Here is a 16605-nt window from a genome sequence, read left to right on the forward strand (position 1 = left end):
GGTATGGTCAGGAGGGCTGCCCAGGCGCGGTCGGTTCCCTTTTGACGCATTCGTGAAGACGCACGGAAGGCGAACCGTGCGATGAGAAAGAAGAAGCCTGCCACGACCGCGAAGTGTGACCCCGATATGGACAGAATGTGCGAAGTTCCCGTTTCGAGGAAGAGGGTCTTCGTTGTCTCATCAAGGCCTGCCGTGTCGCCGATGGTCAAAGCCTTCACGACTGCGGCATGCCGGGTACCGCTTGCGTCCACCCTCCCGGCGAGATATCTTCTCCAGCCGTCTATCAGTCTCTTTCCCGGCCGGACGGACAGCACCTCTCCACGGATCTCGCAGAAGGTCCCTTCAAGCTTCTTCACCCATTGCCACGAAAGATGGTGGGGGTTCTTGAAAGTGGGGGCAATGTTCTTCAGGATACCGAGTACGCCAACCCGGTCGCCGATGGCCGCAGGGTGGTCGGAACGGATGAAGGCCCGTATGCCCGAGAGATGCAAGGGCTCCTCGATCTCGATGACCCTCAACCCCTTTGATGACTCGACAACGGTGCCCCGGTACAGCGACGGCCCCGAATCGACAATGGGAGAAGGTTGGTCGAGGAATACCAGGGCCAGTCTGAGCATTCCGGCCACCAGGAAGGCGATGACAAGCGCCGTGCCTGTCGCCCGGAGGGACCCCTTTCTGATCAAAAGGGGAATGAGGATGATGAGAACCCCGAGGCTGATCAACAGGGGTGGAAAGGCTATGTGATGGAAGGCCTCCGTGTATATGCCGGCGACAAAGGCAAGGACGGAGGCTATGAACAAGCCTTGAGGATACCCGTCAGCAGGAACCGCGTGTTCGTTCCCAGGTCGGCCACGTAATACCCCCCTTCAAGGACACAGAAGAGGCGGGGATTTGCCGATACGAGAGAAGAGCCGATCCTGTGGTAGTCTTCACCATACAGCATCCCTCCCCAATCGCGGACGTAGGTGTCAAACCCAACCGAACACCCCACGATGTCGTAGCTTGAGCCGTCCGAAAGGGCCTCCTCCAGGTCCTTGAAGAACCCTTCCCGGGAACGGGCGTCAATGTTCCTGAAAGTGATGCGCGGGTCGGAACGGACGATGTCGTGGGTTCCGTTGCCATAGTGGAGGTCGATATCCACGATGAGGGCGCTTTCGATGGTGTCATGCGCGAGGAGGTTCTTGACTGCGATCGCCATGTTGTTGAAGAAGCAGAAACCGCCGTTGAAATCATGACCTGCATGATGCCCGGGCGGCCTGACAAGGGCGAAGCAGGGCTCCCTGAGCGCCGTCTCGGCGGCCATCATGGCGCCGCCCGCGGCAAGTATTGCCGTATCGTACACCTCCCTGGTGTGCTGGACGGTTTTGATAAGGCCTTCACTGTGGCACAAAGCCAGGTCCGACAGGGTGCAGGGCTCGGGTTCGATGAATTCTGCGATATCCTTGATCTTTGAGTGGATGAACTCCACCCGGTCAGGATTCTCGCAGTCCACGGTGGGATAATCGGTCAGAAATCTGGCGCTGTATATGGTCTTTATCTTTTCCATGCTCTTTTTAATCATAAAGACAGGGGCAAGTCAATGAGGAAAAGATGGTGTAGGGGGGTGCGATAACTAAGTCCCGAATAATGCTATAAGTCACTTCTGATTAATCTTACGGTTGCCTTACAAGAGGGTCTTTGGGTGTTATTTTCAAAGGGTCTTTGATTCTAAGTTTTTGGGCGATCACAATCTTGTCTATTCTATTTTCCGTCGACCTGGTTGAGCAGTTCCGTTAATTTGGTCTTATCACTTAGCGGATCATCGAGGCCATCTTGAATGATTACCTTTGCGAGATCCCTGTGTTTTGCCCTTCCCTTTTCAGTTTTGAGATTTTGTGCTTTCTCTAAATGTGCTCCGGCCATATTCAAATATAGGGTTGTGTGGTATAGACTATGTGTCTCCTCAATCACAGAGGCTATAAGGTCGGCTGTTTCTGGAGCAAGAAGTCCACCATATTCCTGTTGTGATTCTTGCCACCGATCCAATGCCAACTTCATGCGTGATTCGGCTATATCCATCTTCTTGCTGGTCAGTGCAATATCTAAGGAGTCTCTGATTATTTGAAGATTTCTAATTAAGGGAGCCCAGCCGGGATATTTCCCCGCCAGCCACATATTGATTGCCTTCGCTCGTGCCGTCACCACAGGGTACCTGATGGTTTTGAGCGCCAAGACCTGAAGTTCTGAATATCTGCGCTTCAGCAAGGCACGTCTGAGATAGATACCACCTGCAATTAAACACAGTATTATAAGAGAGAAGAAGACGGCGCCGACTTTTTCATATAGCCAGATGAACGGAAGCGTTATTGCCGCTACCACTATCCCGAGTAGTAAAATGACATACACTGTCTTTGCGTACCTCCTGAGAAGACTGTATAGATGATTCTCCGCTCTGATGATGGATTATGACTTTGGGTGTGCTTGCTTGTAAGAACGGTTGCTGCTACGTCAAAACGTAACGCCAAAACAGTCGCAATGATTCCGTGCGGATCGCGACGAGATAACGCCGGATGGCCCGGAGTCTCCTTAAAGGTTCGTCAATGATCTCCCGCTCCGCTTCGTCAACGCGGCCCCCATCGATCACTCTTATTATTCCCCGCCCACACGATGCTTTTCCCCTGGTTGTCGACTCTCCCCTGGTGATTCCTGGGTCTTAAAGTCCGTATCCCTCGATTTTAATGCCCTTTTTATGTCCTCAATATCCGATTCTAATTTAGATACCTTTAGCTCGCTACGAACCGTCCTTTGAAAGGTGAATATATTCTGCGTCAGTGCCAGTTTAGTGCCTTCGTCGTTGGATAGCATTACCTCCATAAAGGCATCATGCACCTTTTTCATGCTATTGGGGACAGTTGTTTGATATTCCTCTGGCTTCTCTGATACTGTGCCTTTTTCATTTTCTTTACCGGAGGAATTACAGAAGACAGGACCAACACCACTTATTAACCAGGTCAAATTAACATTTGCCAATATGTAAAGTGTATCCAATACAACATACTCGGGTTCGCGTTTGTTATTCTCGTACAGGCTTATAGCGGTCGCACTCTTTAGACCCACATAATCTGCTAATTGCTGTTGATTGAATCTCAATTGTTTCCGTATATGTCGGAGCCTTTCCCCTAAAGTTGTCAATTTGTCATCTTTTTCGCTTGACATTATTTATCAACCTGATAAATTCTAATGAACATGATTAACAACGCTAAGCTCGAAAAGCTAAAAAAAGAGGACAAACCCCAGTACATTCGTGTCTTGCTCGCCATCAACGGATATCGGACCCAGGCCGCCTTTGCGGACACCCTTGGTGTTACCCCAGAGTTGATCTCCCAGGTAATCCATCGGAAAGTCACGTCAAGACCAGTACAGCTGGCCATCGCCGACGCATGCGGGGTCCCGTATGAGGACCTCTGGGACAGGAAACCTCGCAGAAGGGCGGCATAGAGGTGGAGAACATGGACCAACACCCAGATGTAGACCACAACCTGCCGGTTCTGGCGTCGCGGCACGACATCTCCCTTTTTGGTTACCAGTCGGGTGAGTGGATCGACGCAGAAACCCTGGGTGCAAAACTGGGCTATGAACAGCCAAGAAAATTCCTCAACAACCTCTTCAACAGGTATAAAAAACGCTTCAAACCGGATGAGAGCATCGTCCTCAAGCTGAAGACGATGGTCCATCCGAAAAACGGGGACAAACCGTACAATTATGAGCGCGAGACCCGCCTCTTTTCCGTCCCCGCCGGAGCCCTCCGCTTGTGCATGCTGTCGAAAGCCCCGAACGCCCTCGATGTCCACGATGAGATCCTCGATCTCTTCCAGACGCGGCAGTTCAGCAAGGCCTTGGAGATGACGCCGGCCAACCAGGAGATTCCCCTTACTGAGTCTCACATACATGAGATCAAGCGCCGCCTGGGTCCTAAGGACGGCAACCGGATCGTCAAGGCCATGCTCCTGGGTAATTATGATCACAGTACCTATATCATGCCCATAGAGGAGATCGCGAGGCTGTCCGACGGCGCGATCACCGCTGCCGCCGTGAAGGAAGAGGCAAAGCGGCGGGGTTGTTCCCCCATGACGGTCTACCGGAAGGTGCAGAGGCTCCGCGAGGCCTTCGGTATAGACAAGAAGCCCACCAGATCTACAGGGCTGCCGCGACGCACAAGGTCGGACAAAGGCAAGACAAAGAGGCCCGCCGGTCATCCGATGACCTCCGGGAAGAACGAATTCGGATCTCTGGCCGGATGAGAAGCCCAAAAGGGCCGCATAGGAGGGCACATAGTGGATCTAATTGTACAACTCCAGGGGCACCTCAAAAGAACGATGTGTGTGTCCATTTCCAGACAGGCTGCCCGGGAGATTCTCTGCTCTAACGGGCTCATCAAGATGAAGCCCTCCCGTACTCGGGCCACTGCACCGGAAATCGCTCAACGGGGAGCTGTAATGGGGACAAGATGTCCCACAGGAATGTGTGCAGCCGATCAGCCGATCGATGGACCTGGCGGAAGCTCACGAAATATTCCTTCACGATCTTAAGGGGCCTTATTTGAGTTTGACATCTCTTGCACGAAAAAAGACCGGGATCGGCGGCGAATCTGTCCATCCGCTTCAAGGAATAGCTCGACTCCTTCCCGCAATCTCCGCATCTGAACGTCATACTCTTTATCCATATGAGGTTCCATTCATCACACACAGGCTCGTATCCGATCAGTTCCATCCCGCAGGTCATCATATCCTCAACAGCCCTGACAAATCGGGGATAGAACCGGAAGAATCTCACAACGTCACCCTGCTTGTTATCGATGATGCTGTTGCATCCGGGACAGCCGATCATCCTCGCCGCGAGAATGTCATTGACCCGGTCTTCACTGAAAAAGAACCGGTCGAGGCATCTTCGGCATATAAAGGCAGCATCTCTCGGAAACATCCAGATTCCTTTCTTGTTTTCAAATCTGATTTGATTCTAACAAAAGAAACCGGGGTTAGCAATGTCAAAAGTTAAGCGGAAAATTGACAGTCGCCAGGGAGGACTCTTCGAGTACCTGAAACCCGAGGCGCCTCCCGCTCCCGGGAGCCTCAACGTCAGCGCCCGGATCCGCCAGGCGGTCTCCTCGGCGATCAAGAAGTCCGGCATGGACCGGGTCGACATCTGCTCGGCTGTCTACAAGCTCACCGGTATCGAGGTGCCGAAGAGCACCCTCGACAACTGGTCGGCGGAGAGCCGGGATCTCACCGGCGACATCATCGACCATAACGGGAATAAGAGGTGGGGCATGTCCGTCGACGTCCTCGCAGCCTTCTGTGAGGTATGTCGCGACTACGAGGTGCTCTTTATCCTGGTTGAAGCCTGCAACTACAAGGCCCTGAAGGGAAAGGACGTCGTCCGGGCCAGGGCGGGGCTCCTCAAGGAAGAGATCACCAGGAAGCAGCAGGAACTGAAGGAACTGGAGCGGGCGCTCCTGGAACACTAAACAAGGAGGGAATGTCGTGGCCACATCCTACAAACGCATCGAGGCCGTCAGGAAGACCGGCGAGATCCTGAAATTCCTGGCCGGACAGAAAGAACCCACCACCGGGCCCAGGATCGCAGAGGCGGTGAACCTGCCGACGGGCACGACCATGTGCCACCTCGCGACCCTGGAAGACCTGGGATTTGTCTCGACCGTGGGCGATCGCTACCGTCTCGGCATGGGCCTGGCACTCTTCTGGGCGAGGGTCCGGAGCACCCTCGAGGCCGACAGGGCAAGGATAGATCTGGATATCAAATCTCTGGACATGGAGGAATAAATGGCAAGGACACCACGGGTTACAGACGAACAGGTCGAGGCCTCGAAGGAGATCTACAGGATCGCGAGGGAAGAGGCGGACATCGAGATAACAAAGCTTCGCGCCGAGATGGAGGCCAGGGGCAACCAACGCGAGGCCATGGGCATCCTCAAGAAGATACGTCACGACAGGGCTCACAATGACCTCATCGAGGCCGTTGTGCTGTACCGGGTCAAGGAGAACAAGGGATACAAAGACGGCGGCCTTACCTGGGCGCAATTTTGTGAGTCCGTCGGATATGAGGTCCGAACGGCCGACAACATCATCAACGATCTTCGCCCGCTCTTCAATTCATTTTCGGCAAACGTTTCCGATTTCTTAGGAATCAGTTTCAATAAAATTCGCTACTTAGGCAAAGCCATTTCGGCAGATTTTGCCGAAATTTCCGATGGCGCCCTTGTCATCGAAGGTGAGAAGATCCCCCTCACCCCCGAGCACAAGGACGAGATCGAAGCCGCGATCGACAAGCTCCAGGAGGACCTCAAAAAACAGAAAGAGGACTTCGCTGCCCAGAAAAAGGCCCATGAGCGCGTGCAGGCAGATACGCATAAGACCCTGACGAAGCTCGAAAAGGAACTGGCCCGTCACAAGGGCTTCCTGGAGGACAGGGACCTCAACGACGAGGACGCCGCGTTCGTGAAGAAGGTCTCCCTCCTCAAGACGGCCTTCGATGGCTATCTTTTGACCCTGGATCCCGAAAACATCGAGGAGCTGCAGATTGGCAAGGAACCATCCGTCCGCATGCGGGCGGAGTATCTCACGGCGCTCTCGTACATGAAGATGCAGATCCTCACGATCTACGAGATGGCGGAGGGTATGTACGGGGACTGCATCATGATCCCCGAAAAGATGCCCGCCTTTGGGGCGGCGAAAGGCTCGCAGGGCGAAGCTGAGTGAGGTGGATCGTGTGGCAGGAAGACCTGGCGAGTGAACTCAAGAACGCAGACAACGCGGCGGCAAGAACGAGGGTGATCGAGGGATACACTCAGCGGACGGGCTTAAGCTCACAACATCTCTACCGTGTCGCCCGCCAGTTCGGTTATGTCTCCGGTCGTAAGGCGCGTGCCGACAAGGGTGTCCGGAGATCGGGGCTCACCGACAGGCAGGTGGAGCTGGTGGCCGGCCTCATACAGACCACGGCCCGCGAGGTCAAGGGCCCCATCATGCCCGTCGAGCGGTCCCTGGAGATCGCCGCCGACTCCGGCTGCCTTGAGGCGGACCAGGTCACCCCCGCGGGGATGAGGAACATCCTCAGGACGCACCAGCTCAACGCCGCGAGCATGAAGGTCGCGGACCCGCACAGCCGCATGCGCTCCCTCCATCCAAACCACTGCCATGTCTTCGATGTCAGTGTCTGCATCCAGTACTACCTCAAGGGAAAAAAGGGCCTGTGCATCATGGATGAGCGGGATTTTTATAAAAACAAGCTGCACAATTTCGCGAAGGTAAAGGCCCGGCTCCTGCGGTACGTGATCGTCGACCATTTCTCCGGCATGTTCTACTTCCGGTACTTTGAGGCTGCCGGCGAGTCACAGAACAACCTCTACACGTTTCTCGTTGAAGCCTGGCGGGGACGGGACGATGAACGTTACCCCTTCCGCGGGGTTCCCTTCCACCTGCTTATGGATAACGGCGCCGCCAATTCAGCAAGGGCGGTTGTTTCCTTCCTGGAGCGCCTCGAGATCAACATCCCCGCAGGAAAGCCCTACAACTCCCAGCGACAGGGCGCCGTCGAGAGGATGCACGGCATCATCGAGGTGTGGTTCGAGTCGGGCCTCCGGCTGCAGCCGGCCTATGATCTCGACACCCTCAACGCCTGGGCCTTCGATTTCTGCGTCCACCATAACGCGACCAGAATTCATACCAGGCACGGCATGACGCGCACCCAGTGCTGGCTGCTCATCCGGCAGGACCAGCTGCGCGAACTCCCCGACCGGGAGATCCTCTCAGAGATCTACTCCTATACGGACGAACAGTTCACGCGGTCCGTTGGCCGGGAGTATTCGATATCCTACAAGGGAGAGACCTACAACCTCAAACACGTCGAGGGCATCGTGCCCGGCGTTTCGACGGTACGGATCATCATCAAACCCTTCGATCCCGAAACCATCGGCGTCGCTTTCCGCGACGTGATTTACGAGGTGAAACCCGTAAAGATCCTGCCGGCGGAACTCGGGGCCTTTCCCGTCACCGCGGCGGTCATCGGCGAGGAGTTCAAATCGCAGCCGGACAGCGTGGTCCAGCAGGCGAAGAAAAGGATAGAGAACATGGCCTACGGTGAGGACAGGAAGAAGGACCAGATCCCCTTTGCGGGCCTTACGGTCTTCGGCCACCAGGCCGACAAGGTGGACCTCACCCTGATGCCCAGAAAGGGAACGCCCATGGAGATCGACCGGGCGATCGTGGAGAAGAGGATATCCTTCACGGAGTTCCTGAAGCGCCTCACGGGCCGGGTGGGGGCCATATCAAAGGAAACGAACCGGCAGCTCAAGGCAGCCTTCGGGGACTCCATCGAGATATCGAGGGCGGACGAGGTCATCGCCCAGATCGAGGCGGAGGGCACCTGGAACATAGGGATCTCAAACAGCGGCGAAGTACAGATCGCCAACCAATAAACAGGGGAGGTGACGGTGTGGCACAAAAGGCAACGGCATACAGGTTAACGGTGAAACCCATCATCCTGAAGCAGCTCCTCGTGGACTGCGACATCAACCAGGGAACGATCGGTGAGTTGACAGGGCTTGCCCGGACGACGATCAACATCGTCGTCAACAGGGGGTACATCCCCCTCGAACATCCGGAGTTCAAGGGCCGCGTCGAGGAGTTCATCGGCGGCAACGTGCGCGCCCGGAAATGGCTCGCGCAGCACTGCCTCAGGATCGAGAACATCTGGGATCCCCTGGGCCGGGAGATGAAGCGGGCCCATCCGGTGGGTACCATCGCGAGAATGGTGACAACACAGAGGAGAAAGGCTGTACTCAGCGGCGATCCGGAGCACATTCACGTAATACGGGAGGTAGAGGTGATCACAGAAGACACAAAGAGGCATTTCAAGCTTTTCAAAAACCCCTTCATCAACGACGTCCAGGAGGAGAAGGACATCTTCATGTCCGACGAGCACCACTACATCGAGGCGGCGATGATCGACGCGGCCAAGCACGCGGGCTTCCTGGCGGTGGTGGGGGAGGTACAGAGCGGCAAGAGCATCATGCGGCGCAAGGTGGTCCTCACCCTCCAGCGCGAGGGGAACGTCCGGGTCATCTACCCCCAAATCGTCGACAAGGACCGGGTGACGGCGGCGTCCTTGTGCGACGCGATCATTCACGATATCAGCAGCGAGAAGCCGAAGATAAAACTCGAGGAGAAATCGAGGCAGGTCTTGAGGCTCCTCCTTGCCCGGCACAAGCAGGGCTCCCGGCACGTCATTATCGTGGAGGAGGCCCATGACCTCGGCTTCAAGGTCCTAAAGCTCCTCAAGCGGTTCTACGAGTTCGAGGACGGCTACACGAAGCTCCTCGGGATCATCCTCGTCGGTCAGCCGGAACTCAAGGACAAGCTCGACGAGGGTGAGCATCCCGACATGAGGGAGGTCATCCGGAGGATCCAGATCGCCGAGATCCGGGGACTCAACGGCAACATCAAGGACTATATGACCCTCAAGTTTAAACGGGTGGGCGCGAAGGTGGATGACATCTTCACCGACGAAGCCATCGCCTCGCTGTCGAAGCGGCTCACCGACAGGGACGGAAGGACGGGCAAGACGATAAGCCATGCCTACCCGGGCCTCGTGAACAACTACGCGGCGAAGGCGATGAACCTCGCCTGCCAGATGGGCTGCGAGAAGGTGACGGAAGAAGTGGTGATGGAGATATGAGGACACGGCAGAGGACACAATCCTATAAGAGGCAGTCGGGCACCGGCGCGTATCCCGGCAACCCGACCGCGAAGCCACCCAGGTACCCCAACGGCGACGTGTGGTGCCAGCGTCACAGCGATCGCATTGACCACGCGGTCTGCATTGCCCGCGCCGTGAGACAGCCCGAGAAGTGCAAGGGCTGTCCCCTTAACCTGTGAGACGAGGTGAAACATGATGAGACGTAAGAAGATAGCACGAAACATCTTCTGGGTCCTTCTCCTGGCGACGGTGTTCTTCGCCGGCTGGCAGGCCCGGGGAGAGCGCTCATTTCAGCGCGGTTTTGAAACGGGTTACGAGGCCGCATCCAATCATATCTCCTCCCGGATCCGCGCGGGGATGAAAGAGGTGCAGCCCTTCTACATCGCCGATATCGGTTTTCGGTTTTCACCCAGAGGCTACACCATCGCGGGGATCCGTTTCCTGGGCGATGAGAGGGCATACACCGCACAAGCGGAGGCAAAACCATGAAGGCGGCTCTGGAGATATGGAAGGACGCGGCAGTCATCCGGATCATGGATGACTCAGGAAGGGTTATCGACCGCTACGAGACGGACGCGATACACATCGATAACCACCAGTATGAAAAACGGCACGAGGATCCGGAGGGAACGCTCCCGATCGTGCCGAAGACAGTGAGCTGAGGGGGAGACATGGTCAATTCAAACGACACAATAACCGTTCGCTACGCCCACTGCGGCTCTACCTATGTAGCCCGCTGCCAGGGCAAGACCGCATCTTGCACATCGTGCGCGAAGGGCGCGGCAAAGGCAGTGGCAAGGAAGATCATGGGCAACCGGCCCCATGCGGTGGTCCGCATAGACGGAGACCGGTTGTGGAAGATCGTGGAAGAAAGTAACGACTAAGGAGGATATATGGCAAAGATCATCAAGACATCGGATTACACGGACTGGCCCGAGGTTGACGGCGCCCTGAGGCGCATGGGCGAGATCGACATCAAGCTCCAGAAGCTCGAGGGCGAGATGACCCTCAAGATCAACGAGATCAAAGCGGAATATGACGTGAAGGCCGAGGGACTGAAAGCCGAGCACAAGGCCATCGAAGAAAACATCACCCTCTTCGCCGAGTCCAGGAAACAGGAATTTGCCAGGGTCCGCTCAAAGGACCTCACTTTCGGGGTTGTGGCCTACCGGGTGGTTACAAAGGTGGTCCTGAAAAGCAAGGCGGCAACGGTGGCGGCCCTCAAGGCCCTGGGGCTCGTGCAGTATCTCAGGATCATCGAGGAGCCCGATAAGGAGGCCATGAGCGGCCTTGATGCAACAACGCTCGCGAAATGCGGCGCCACGTTGAAAACCGAGGACAAACTCCGGATCGAGCCCAACATGGAGAAGATAAAGGAGAAGGAGGCGGCATGAAACGGCGCGATCCCCAGGAACTCCTGCGGACGATGAGGAGACTGTGCCCGCCCGGGGAAGATACGGGCGCGCCGATCGGGATCATCTCCCGGGATGACACGGGATTCCTGGCGCGGATGGAGCTAACCCCCGAGGCGGCGCGGTGCATCGAGAAGAAGCTCCGTCAGCCGCGGGCTGAGTAGACGGCCGAAACCATTTTCGTGACTCCGCGAAAATGGTCTGCCGGTGATGCCGGCACTGAGGAGGCTAAGAAACGGATGACACCAGTTATGCAAACAAGATTCGGACGGCAGGGTAATTGCTTTGAGGCATGCATTGCCTCTTTACTCGACATGAGCATAGAACGGATACCCGATCTGGCCGCATACGACGACGATGGAGAATGGATGGGCAGACTCAATGAGTGGCTCTCGAAAATGGGACTTGCCTATTTCGAAGCAAGAATACCGAGAGACGAGATGAAGGGATTCTTCAGCGACAAGGACTTCTGCCACGTGATGATAGGTCCAACAAACAGGTTCACCGATCTGCAACACGCGGTGGTGGGCCGCAAGGGGCAATTGGTCCACGATCCGCACCCGGATGGAGTTGGGGTATTATCAGAACCTGAATCGCTGCGGATAGGCGTGATTGTCCGACAGTGCGTGTAGCGGAAAGGGAGGTACAGCTGATATGAGCAAGATCTTCGAATTCGGAACGTTACCGAGTGTGGCCGCCAGGGAGATGTATCGCCGGGCCAGACACGGGATCTACACCGGGGCCGACACGCGGGAGAACAGCAGGCTGGTCAGGCACTGCACTGGTCAATGGTCAGACGGAGTCCTGCGTACCATCATGATATTCACCAGGGATGTGGGGCACCACAGCGGCGGCATGTTCAAGAACCCGGATTATGAGCGGTGCCTTCACCTGTCGCTGTCGTTCCGCGCGGCGCTCACGGGGCGTACCGCGGGGAAGAGCGAACGGCTCACGAAGATGTGGATCGACGTTTTCTTCCCGCCCGACTACCAGCGCTGTCTGTGGGTGGAGTCCCCGAAGAGCGAAAAGGGCCAGACCCTGGACGTATGGCATTACCGGGTCTTCTGCGATATCCACTGGCGGCCGATCATCCCCCGCAAGGAGGTCTACACGAGTGAGTTCACGGAACTCGGGTGGCAGTCCTTCTCCGAGCTGCACGATGGGAAGGAAGCGATAATGGCCGGGTGGGGAGGTCAACCGTAATGGCAATCCTCAACTTTCAGAAACGATTCGCTGTCATCGTAGCACTTGGGGTCAAGAGGCAAACTATTCGGGCCAGGAGAAAGTACCCGATCAGAGAGGGAGAAGATCTTGCTCTCTATACCGGGCTCCGTACGAAGTCGTCAGAGCTCCTGAGGAGGGCACGATGTCTTTATGCCCGTGACATATCTATGGACCTGGACATCGACGGCCGGCCGCAAATCATCATCGCCGGCTACGGGCCCCTGTCATATGAAGAGAAGAAGGACCTTGCAATGAAAGACGGTTTCAGCAGCATCGACAGGATGCTCGTCTATTTCCACGCTACGTACGGACTGCCTTTCGAGGGGCAACTGATCAAATGGTGAACACAGCCAATGATGACCGTAACCGCCGTCACCCGCAATGCGGCAAAGATCTCACAAAATCCTCCAGAACTCTCCCCGCCGGAGGAGAGCAATTGCGGGATCCGGCAATAACCGATCTCGGGAGTGTATCCATCATGAATGACGACACCCGCCACGTGGAACTGACAACGGACTGCTGGACCTGCGGAAAACCCATGACACGCTTCGCCCAGGATTCCTGGTACTGGTACTACCGGTGCGAGGACTGCGGGGTGGAGCGTATGTATCCCAAGGAGAAAAGCGATGCTGATATGCCCGAAATGTAGCTCCGGCAACATAGTGCCCGACAGATGGTCCGAGTCGGGCCAGAGGTGCCTGATGTGCGGTACTAACCGCGGCTTCATCGAGAGAGAGAGAGAGAGAGAGAGAGTAAAAGACATGCCCGATCAACTCTCCCTTGATTTTGACAGGCCCGCTCTGACGGAGGAGCAAAAGCAGATCTTAAGCTTGCTTCGCAAGGGCAGGAAAAACGCGATACGCGAGAAGGCCCTTTCTGCCATGACGGGGATCTCCGGCGTGCGGGTCCGGCAGATCATCAAGCATCTCACCGAGCATCACGGCGTTCTGGTGGTTTCCTCGACGGCAAATCCTCCCGGGTTCTACTTTCCGGAGACCAGGGAGGAGTACCGGGCAGGCGTCGCGCAGTATGTAAACAGGATCCGGTCCCTGGCGGTCCGGCTAAGGGCAATGGACCGCGAGGCCTACGAATCGTTATTTGGTCAGGAGAGGCTGGCAATACAAAACCTAAACATTTAAGGAGGGTATTACGTATGGAGACAATCAAGGTCAGAATCGAAGGAACGGCACCGCTGATGCAGCACCGGTACGTGTTCAAGGATGAACTGGCACAGAAGACCCAGAAGAAGACGGGCGCAAAGGATTACAGCGATGAGTGGAAAACGGCGCTCCACTGGGACGATGTGATCGGAGTCTTTGAGCCGGCAAGCCACATCGAGGGTGCGCTCATCAAGGCGGCGGTCAACTTCCAGATAACGGGCAAGGGCAAGAAAACCTACAAGGACCTCTTCAAGAGCGCGGTCTTTGTCACCCCGGACTACATTCCCCACGGACTGAAGGGCTCTCCGGAAAAGCTCCTGGAATCGGGGAAGCTGACCGTGGACAAGAGGCTTGTGAGGGTCAATAACTCGGGCGTTGAGAGGATGCGCCCCATGCTCAGGAACTGGTCCCTGGAATTCGACATCGAGGTGCATGATCCCCAGATCCCCCGGGAGGTGGTGAAGGAGGTCCTGGACCTTGCAGGCAAACAGTACGGCATCGGGGATTTCAGGCCGAGATATGGAAGGTTTATGGTGACGCGATTTGAATAATCGGGCGAGGCATGGCCGGATGAGCTGTGGTTCGGTGGGCTCGGCCCGGTATGGTGTGGTTTCGCGTGGCGGGCTATGTCGAGTCAAGGCAAGGCAAGGCGAAACACCCCTTCGGGGGTGTCACCGGATGATATCCGGTCTGATGAGCCTCAGGGCAAGGCGGTTTGTGGCCGGGTTATGGTTAGGCGCGATCGGGTGAGGTTAGGCGGGCTCAGGTGCGGCTCGGCAAATGCTGGCATGGCGAGGCGAGCTTTGGCAAGGCAAGGTCTGGCAAGGCAGGGATTATTTGCTTGGGAGGTTTTATGAACGAGGCCGTCAACCGAAAGCAACTGCAGATAATTCATGTTGCCCTCAAACAACTGAGACTTGATGACGCGACCTATCGGGCCATGCTGAAAAACCGCTATAAGGTGGAATCCAGTAAGAACCTCTCCTACCGGGAAGCAAGCGAGTTGATAGATTGCTTCAAAGGGCTCGGCTTCCGTCTGAAGACGAAGCGGACCCCTCCCCAGAATCCCTGCTGGCCCTGCGCTCCCAGGACTCCCGGCGTGCCCCTTCCGGAGAACGTCGTCGTCCTCGCGAGCCCGGGTCAGCTCCGGATGATCGAGCACCTGGCTGCCGATATCAAGTGGCGCCACTGGGACGGGTACCGTCGCTGGCTGAAGAAATACTTCAAGATCGATCAGGTCCGCACATCTCCCGACGCCTCCGCCGTCATCGAGGCGCTAAAAAACATGTGGAAGGACCAGAACGGCTGCGCGTGCAGGAGGGTGGGGAACCAGGGATGATGAACGAGTGGATCGAGACAATCATCGGCGAGATCACCATCGACGACCTCCCGGATTCCTACCGTGAGGTAGCCCGCGCCATCGGGGTAGAGAACGCCGTGAAGCTCTCCTCCGTGGTGGGGGGGCTGGCCTACTACTTCCCCCAGATCGAGGGCATCCTCAGGAAGAAGCGTGACGAGTGCATACGGCGGGAATTCACAGGCAACAATCACCGGGACCTCGCCAGGAAATACGGTTTGACAGAGAGATGGGTTCGTGAGATAGTGGAGGAGAAAATCCCCCAGGATCTCTTGTTCGACATATCCCCTCATTGAAGCAATTTTCTTAACCACTTCAAAGGACTTCCCTTCCCCCAATCTTTTAGACTCTTAAGGTGAACGAACACCTCTCCTTTATGAAGCAGGATGCCGGGCCCGTCGCACCCGGTGTCCTGCGCTCATCAAAACACGATAAGGCGCACGCCCTTTGCGAAGCCCTGGAGGGGAACCCACGTCCGGTTAAAGGCCCGGCGGGTCCCCTACCAGGCAATAAAGGCTTCATCGACAAGCTCCAGGAACTGGTTGCCCGGTGGGAACATCACGCGAGGCGAGAGTTTCATGCGGCTGAAAGCGAAGAGAATTACATGGGGAGAAAGTTGCTGGAACACGGAGCGGTATGCCACTGCAACTGCGCGAAAGCTCTCGGGGAAGTCCTAAAGGCAGCCTCAACTGAGCCTTCAGCCACTCCAGAAGGAGATCAAAAGTGACTGATACACCGGTGACCGGATGAAAAAGCCTTCCGAATGTTTCCTGAAGCTTGACGACACGCAGCTTCTCGCCCTGTGTCTCTACGGGGAGACGGGCAAGATGCCCGTCACGGGACAGCAGCTCGGGATTGCCTGGTGCGTCATGAACCGGCTCAAGGTTCTTAACCGGCGGGTCGACCAGATCACCCTGCAAAGCGTCGTCCTCTCCTCGAGACAGTTCCCCTGTTTCCAGGAGGGCAACCCGAACCGCCTGGGTCTCATGGCGATCGCCTGCGGGTGGGACAAAGCGTTTCAGAGGAACAAACACCTCCGCGAATGCTACCGGATCGCCGAGAGTGTTATGAACGGAGATCTCCCGGACAATGTCTCCGGGGCAACCCACTACAGAAGAAGCAAGGACCAGGTTCCCTGGTCGGAAGCAAAGGAACTTGTCGCCGTCATCGGCGACTTTGAATTCTACGCATAACAGGAGGTATGCATGTTCGGGCATGTCACCATCTTTTTGATCGGACTGTTTTCAGGAACCGCCCTGGGCATCTTCATTGTGACATTGTGCCCTGTAATCGGTGAGTGGTGCACCACGAAGATATTCCGGAAAGCCGCACAGGCCCGGGAGGTGGAAGCCTGCGCGTCGGGTGGCACCGGCACCGTCGAACTCCCGCGGATCGGCGAGATCAAAAAATATGCGCTCCGTTTCGGACTGCCCCTTGCGGGCCTTATCGGCCTCCTCTGGCTACTCAAACCGGAGAACATCGGGATGGTGTTCTACAAGATTGTACTACTCGCCGTCAGCCTCATCGTATACGAGCTCGTCTGGCTCATAGATTACAAACCGATATTCGGCAAAATCGAGGTGCTCAGTGAAAACAAGATGCGCAGTGTTCTCATTTTTCGCGGCATTCTGTGTCTTGGCATCATCCTGGGTATTACCTGGGGACTGTAGCGCTCTCGACCGCTGCAGGAAATACAAGG

Annotated in this window: 28 protein-coding genes and 1 other RNA gene; 25 read left to right on the forward strand and 4 right to left on the reverse strand. The window is 56.2% G+C overall.

Going from position 1 to position 16605, the window contains the following annotated elements:
* The 4 genes from GXX82_05920 to GXX82_05935 form a co-directional block, all read right to left on the reverse strand.
* Positions 1-800: hypothetical protein (locus GXX82_05920; protein NLT22565.1), on the reverse strand; the 800-nt coding region annotated here is incomplete at its 3' end.
* Positions 791-1546 carry a histone deacetylase family protein gene (locus GXX82_05925; GenBank protein NLT22566.1) on the reverse strand — a complete coding sequence of 252 codons (756 nt, stop codon included), beginning with the start codon at positions 1544-1546 and terminating at the stop codon, positions 791-793. The genes GXX82_05925 and GXX82_05920, both read right to left, overlap by 10 nt.
* 194 nt (positions 1547-1740) lie before the next feature.
* On the reverse strand, positions 1741-2385 hold the full coding sequence (locus tag GXX82_05930; protein NLT22567.1) for a hypothetical protein: 645 nt from the start codon (positions 2383-2385) through the stop codon (positions 1741-1743).
* Between the two features lie 243 nt (positions 2386-2628).
* Positions 2629-3195 (reverse strand): helix-turn-helix transcriptional regulator, encoded by a 567-nt coding sequence (locus tag GXX82_05935; protein NLT22568.1) that lies wholly within the window; start codon positions 3193-3195, stop codon positions 2629-2631.
* A gap of 24 nt (positions 3196-3219) precedes the next feature.
* On the opposite strand from GXX82_05935, the gene GXX82_05940 reads away from it, so the two are divergent.
* The 25 genes from GXX82_05940 to GXX82_06060 all read left to right on the forward strand — a co-directional run bounded on the left by GXX82_05940 (position 3220) and on the right by GXX82_06060 (position 16576).
* On the forward strand, positions 3220-3477 hold the full coding sequence (locus tag GXX82_05940) for a helix-turn-helix domain-containing protein (protein NLT22569.1): 258 nt from the start codon (positions 3220-3222) through the stop codon (positions 3475-3477).
* Positions 3478-3488: 11 nt separating this feature from the next.
* A complete protein-coding gene (locus GXX82_05945) occupies positions 3489-4280 on the forward strand; it encodes a hypothetical protein (GenBank protein NLT22570.1) in 792 nt (263 codons plus the stop codon).
* A 244-nt stretch (positions 4281-4524) separates the two neighbouring features.
* On the forward strand, positions 4525-5034 hold the full coding sequence (locus GXX82_05950; GenBank protein ID NLT22571.1) for a hypothetical protein: 510 nt from the start codon (positions 4525-4527) through the stop codon (positions 5032-5034).
* Positions 5021-5503: a hypothetical protein gene (locus tag GXX82_05955; GenBank protein ID NLT22572.1), complete on the forward strand. Its 483-nt coding sequence runs from the start codon at positions 5021-5023 to the stop codon at positions 5501-5503. Before GXX82_05950 ends, GXX82_05955 begins: the two co-directional genes overlap by 14 nt.
* A 16-nt stretch (positions 5504-5519) precedes the next feature.
* Positions 5520-5819, forward strand: coding sequence for a helix-turn-helix domain-containing protein (locus GXX82_05960; GenBank protein ID NLT22573.1), 300 nt, complete (start codon positions 5520-5522; stop codon positions 5817-5819).
* Complete coding sequence (locus GXX82_05965; GenBank protein NLT22574.1) at positions 5820-6755, forward strand: hypothetical protein; 936 nt, start codon at positions 5820-5822, stop codon at positions 6753-6755.
* Positions 6752-8473: a transposase family protein gene (locus GXX82_05970; GenBank protein ID NLT22575.1), complete on the forward strand. Its 1722-nt coding sequence runs from the start codon at positions 6752-6754 to the stop codon at positions 8471-8473. The genes GXX82_05965 and GXX82_05970 overlap by 4 nt, the downstream gene beginning before the upstream one ends.
* Positions 8474-8490: 17 nt before the next feature.
* Positions 8491-9732 carry an AAA family ATPase gene (locus GXX82_05975; protein NLT22576.1) on the forward strand — a complete coding sequence of 414 codons (1242 nt, stop codon included), beginning with the start codon at positions 8491-8493 and terminating at the stop codon, positions 9730-9732.
* Positions 9729-9932, forward strand: a complete 204-nt coding sequence (locus GXX82_05980; protein ID NLT22577.1) for a hypothetical protein — start codon at positions 9729-9731, stop codon at positions 9930-9932. The genes GXX82_05975 and GXX82_05980 overlap by 4 nt, the downstream gene beginning before the upstream one ends.
* Before the next feature lie 13 nt (positions 9933-9945).
* Positions 9946-10242, forward strand: a complete 297-nt coding sequence (locus GXX82_05985) for a hypothetical protein (GenBank protein NLT22578.1) — start codon at positions 9946-9948, stop codon at positions 10240-10242.
* Complete coding sequence (locus tag GXX82_05990) at positions 10239-10415, forward strand: hypothetical protein (GenBank protein ID NLT22579.1); 177 nt, start codon at positions 10239-10241, stop codon at positions 10413-10415. Before GXX82_05985 ends, GXX82_05990 begins: the two co-directional genes overlap by 4 nt.
* A 9-nt stretch (positions 10416-10424) precedes the next feature.
* Positions 10425-10637 (forward strand): hypothetical protein, encoded by a 213-nt coding sequence (locus tag GXX82_05995; protein NLT22580.1) that lies wholly within the window; start codon positions 10425-10427, stop codon positions 10635-10637.
* Positions 10638-10646: 9 nt separating this feature from the next.
* Positions 10647-11147, forward strand: coding sequence for a host-nuclease inhibitor protein Gam (locus tag GXX82_06000; protein ID NLT22581.1), 501 nt, complete (start codon positions 10647-10649; stop codon positions 11145-11147).
* Positions 11144-11329 (forward strand): hypothetical protein, encoded by a 186-nt coding sequence (locus GXX82_06005; protein NLT22582.1) that lies wholly within the window; start codon positions 11144-11146, stop codon positions 11327-11329. Before GXX82_06000 ends, GXX82_06005 begins: the two co-directional genes overlap by 4 nt.
* Positions 11330-11416: 87 nt before the next feature.
* Entirely contained in the window at positions 11417-11797 is a 381-nt protein-coding gene (locus GXX82_06010; GenBank protein NLT22583.1) for a hypothetical protein, read from the forward strand.
* 22 nt (positions 11798-11819) lie between these two features.
* A complete protein-coding gene (locus GXX82_06015) occupies positions 11820-12368 on the forward strand; it encodes a hypothetical protein (protein ID NLT22584.1) in 549 nt (182 codons plus the stop codon).
* Entirely contained in the window at positions 12368-12733 is a 366-nt protein-coding gene (locus GXX82_06020; GenBank protein NLT22585.1) for a hypothetical protein, read from the forward strand. Before GXX82_06015 ends, GXX82_06020 begins: the two co-directional genes overlap by 1 nt.
* 134 nt (positions 12734-12867) lie before the next feature.
* Complete coding sequence (locus GXX82_06025; GenBank protein ID NLT22586.1) at positions 12868-13038, forward strand: hypothetical protein; 171 nt, start codon at positions 12868-12870, stop codon at positions 13036-13038.
* Positions 13016-13528, forward strand: a complete 513-nt coding sequence (locus GXX82_06030; GenBank protein ID NLT22587.1) for a hypothetical protein — start codon at positions 13016-13018, stop codon at positions 13526-13528. Before GXX82_06025 ends, GXX82_06030 begins: the two co-directional genes overlap by 23 nt.
* 14 nt (positions 13529-13542) lie before the next feature.
* Positions 13543-14100: a hypothetical protein gene (locus GXX82_06035; GenBank protein ID NLT22588.1), complete on the forward strand. Its 558-nt coding sequence runs from the start codon at positions 13543-13545 to the stop codon at positions 14098-14100.
* Positions 14101-14196: 96 nt separating this feature from the next.
* An RNA gene (locus GXX82_06040) (hammerhead ribozyme type II) lies at positions 14197-14254 on the forward strand.
* 148 nt (positions 14255-14402) lie between these two features.
* Complete coding sequence (locus GXX82_06045; protein ID NLT22589.1) at positions 14403-14888, forward strand: regulatory protein GemA; 486 nt, start codon at positions 14403-14405, stop codon at positions 14886-14888.
* An 11-nt stretch (positions 14889-14899) separates the two neighbouring features.
* Entirely contained in the window at positions 14900-15202 is a 303-nt protein-coding gene (locus GXX82_06050; GenBank protein ID NLT22590.1) for a hypothetical protein, read from the forward strand.
* Positions 15203-15652: 450 nt separating this feature from the next.
* Positions 15653-16099, forward strand: coding sequence for a cell wall hydrolase (locus tag GXX82_06055; protein ID NLT22591.1), 447 nt, complete (start codon positions 15653-15655; stop codon positions 16097-16099).
* A gap of 12 nt (positions 16100-16111) precedes the next feature.
* Positions 16112-16576, forward strand: a complete 465-nt coding sequence (locus GXX82_06060; protein ID NLT22592.1) for a hypothetical protein — start codon at positions 16112-16114, stop codon at positions 16574-16576.
* Positions 16577-16605 lie beyond the last annotated feature (29 nt).

It is taken from the genome of Syntrophorhabdus sp. (genome assembly GCA_012719415.1).
Taxonomy (GTDB): domain Bacteria; phylum Desulfobacterota; class Syntrophorhabdia; order Syntrophorhabdales; family Syntrophorhabdaceae; genus Delta-02.

Excerpts from the sequence above, each read along its gene's own strand:
- GXX82_05925 (NLT22566.1), bottom strand. The coding sequence starts at position 1,546 with ATGGAAAAGATAAAGACCATATACAGCGCCAGATTTCTGACCGATTAT.
- GXX82_05935 (NLT22568.1), bottom strand. The coding sequence starts at position 3,195 with ATGTCAAGCGAAAAAGATGACAAATTGACAACTTTAGGGGAAAGGCTC.
- GXX82_05940 (NLT22569.1), top strand. The coding sequence starts at position 3,220 with ATGAACATGATTAACAACGCTAAGCTCGAAAAGCTAAAAAAAGAGGAC.
- GXX82_05945 (NLT22570.1), top strand. The coding sequence starts at position 3,489 with ATGGACCAACACCCAGATGTAGACCACAACCTGCCGGTTCTGGCGTCG.
- GXX82_05950 (NLT22571.1), top strand. The coding sequence starts at position 4,525 with ATGGACCTGGCGGAAGCTCACGAAATATTCCTTCACGATCTTAAGGGG.
- GXX82_05955 (NLT22572.1), top strand. The coding sequence starts at position 5,021 with ATGTCAAAAGTTAAGCGGAAAATTGACAGTCGCCAGGGAGGACTCTTC.
- GXX82_05965 (NLT22574.1), top strand. The coding sequence starts at position 5,820 with ATGGCAAGGACACCACGGGTTACAGACGAACAGGTCGAGGCCTCGAAG.
- GXX82_05980 (NLT22577.1), top strand. The coding sequence starts at position 9,729 with ATGAGGACACGGCAGAGGACACAATCCTATAAGAGGCAGTCGGGCACC.
- GXX82_05985 (NLT22578.1), top strand. The coding sequence starts at position 9,946 with ATGATGAGACGTAAGAAGATAGCACGAAACATCTTCTGGGTCCTTCTC.
- GXX82_05990 (NLT22579.1), top strand. The coding sequence starts at position 10,239 with ATGAAGGCGGCTCTGGAGATATGGAAGGACGCGGCAGTCATCCGGATC.
- GXX82_05995 (NLT22580.1), top strand. The coding sequence starts at position 10,425 with ATGGTCAATTCAAACGACACAATAACCGTTCGCTACGCCCACTGCGGC.
- GXX82_06000 (NLT22581.1), top strand. The coding sequence starts at position 10,647 with ATGGCAAAGATCATCAAGACATCGGATTACACGGACTGGCCCGAGGTT.
- GXX82_06005 (NLT22582.1), top strand. The coding sequence starts at position 11,144 with ATGAAACGGCGCGATCCCCAGGAACTCCTGCGGACGATGAGGAGACTG.
- GXX82_06010 (NLT22583.1), top strand. The coding sequence starts at position 11,417 with ATGCAAACAAGATTCGGACGGCAGGGTAATTGCTTTGAGGCATGCATT.
- GXX82_06015 (NLT22584.1), top strand. The coding sequence starts at position 11,820 with ATGAGCAAGATCTTCGAATTCGGAACGTTACCGAGTGTGGCCGCCAGG.
- GXX82_06020 (NLT22585.1), top strand. The coding sequence starts at position 12,368 with ATGGCAATCCTCAACTTTCAGAAACGATTCGCTGTCATCGTAGCACTT.
- GXX82_06025 (NLT22586.1), top strand. The coding sequence starts at position 12,868 with ATGAATGACGACACCCGCCACGTGGAACTGACAACGGACTGCTGGACC.
- GXX82_06030 (NLT22587.1), top strand. The coding sequence starts at position 13,016 with ATGCTGATATGCCCGAAATGTAGCTCCGGCAACATAGTGCCCGACAGA.
- GXX82_06035 (NLT22588.1), top strand. The coding sequence starts at position 13,543 with ATGGAGACAATCAAGGTCAGAATCGAAGGAACGGCACCGCTGATGCAG.
- GXX82_06045 (NLT22589.1), top strand. The coding sequence starts at position 14,403 with ATGAACGAGGCCGTCAACCGAAAGCAACTGCAGATAATTCATGTTGCC.
- GXX82_06055 (NLT22591.1), top strand. The coding sequence starts at position 15,653 with ATGAAAAAGCCTTCCGAATGTTTCCTGAAGCTTGACGACACGCAGCTT.
- GXX82_06060 (NLT22592.1), top strand. The coding sequence starts at position 16,112 with ATGTTCGGGCATGTCACCATCTTTTTGATCGGACTGTTTTCAGGAACC.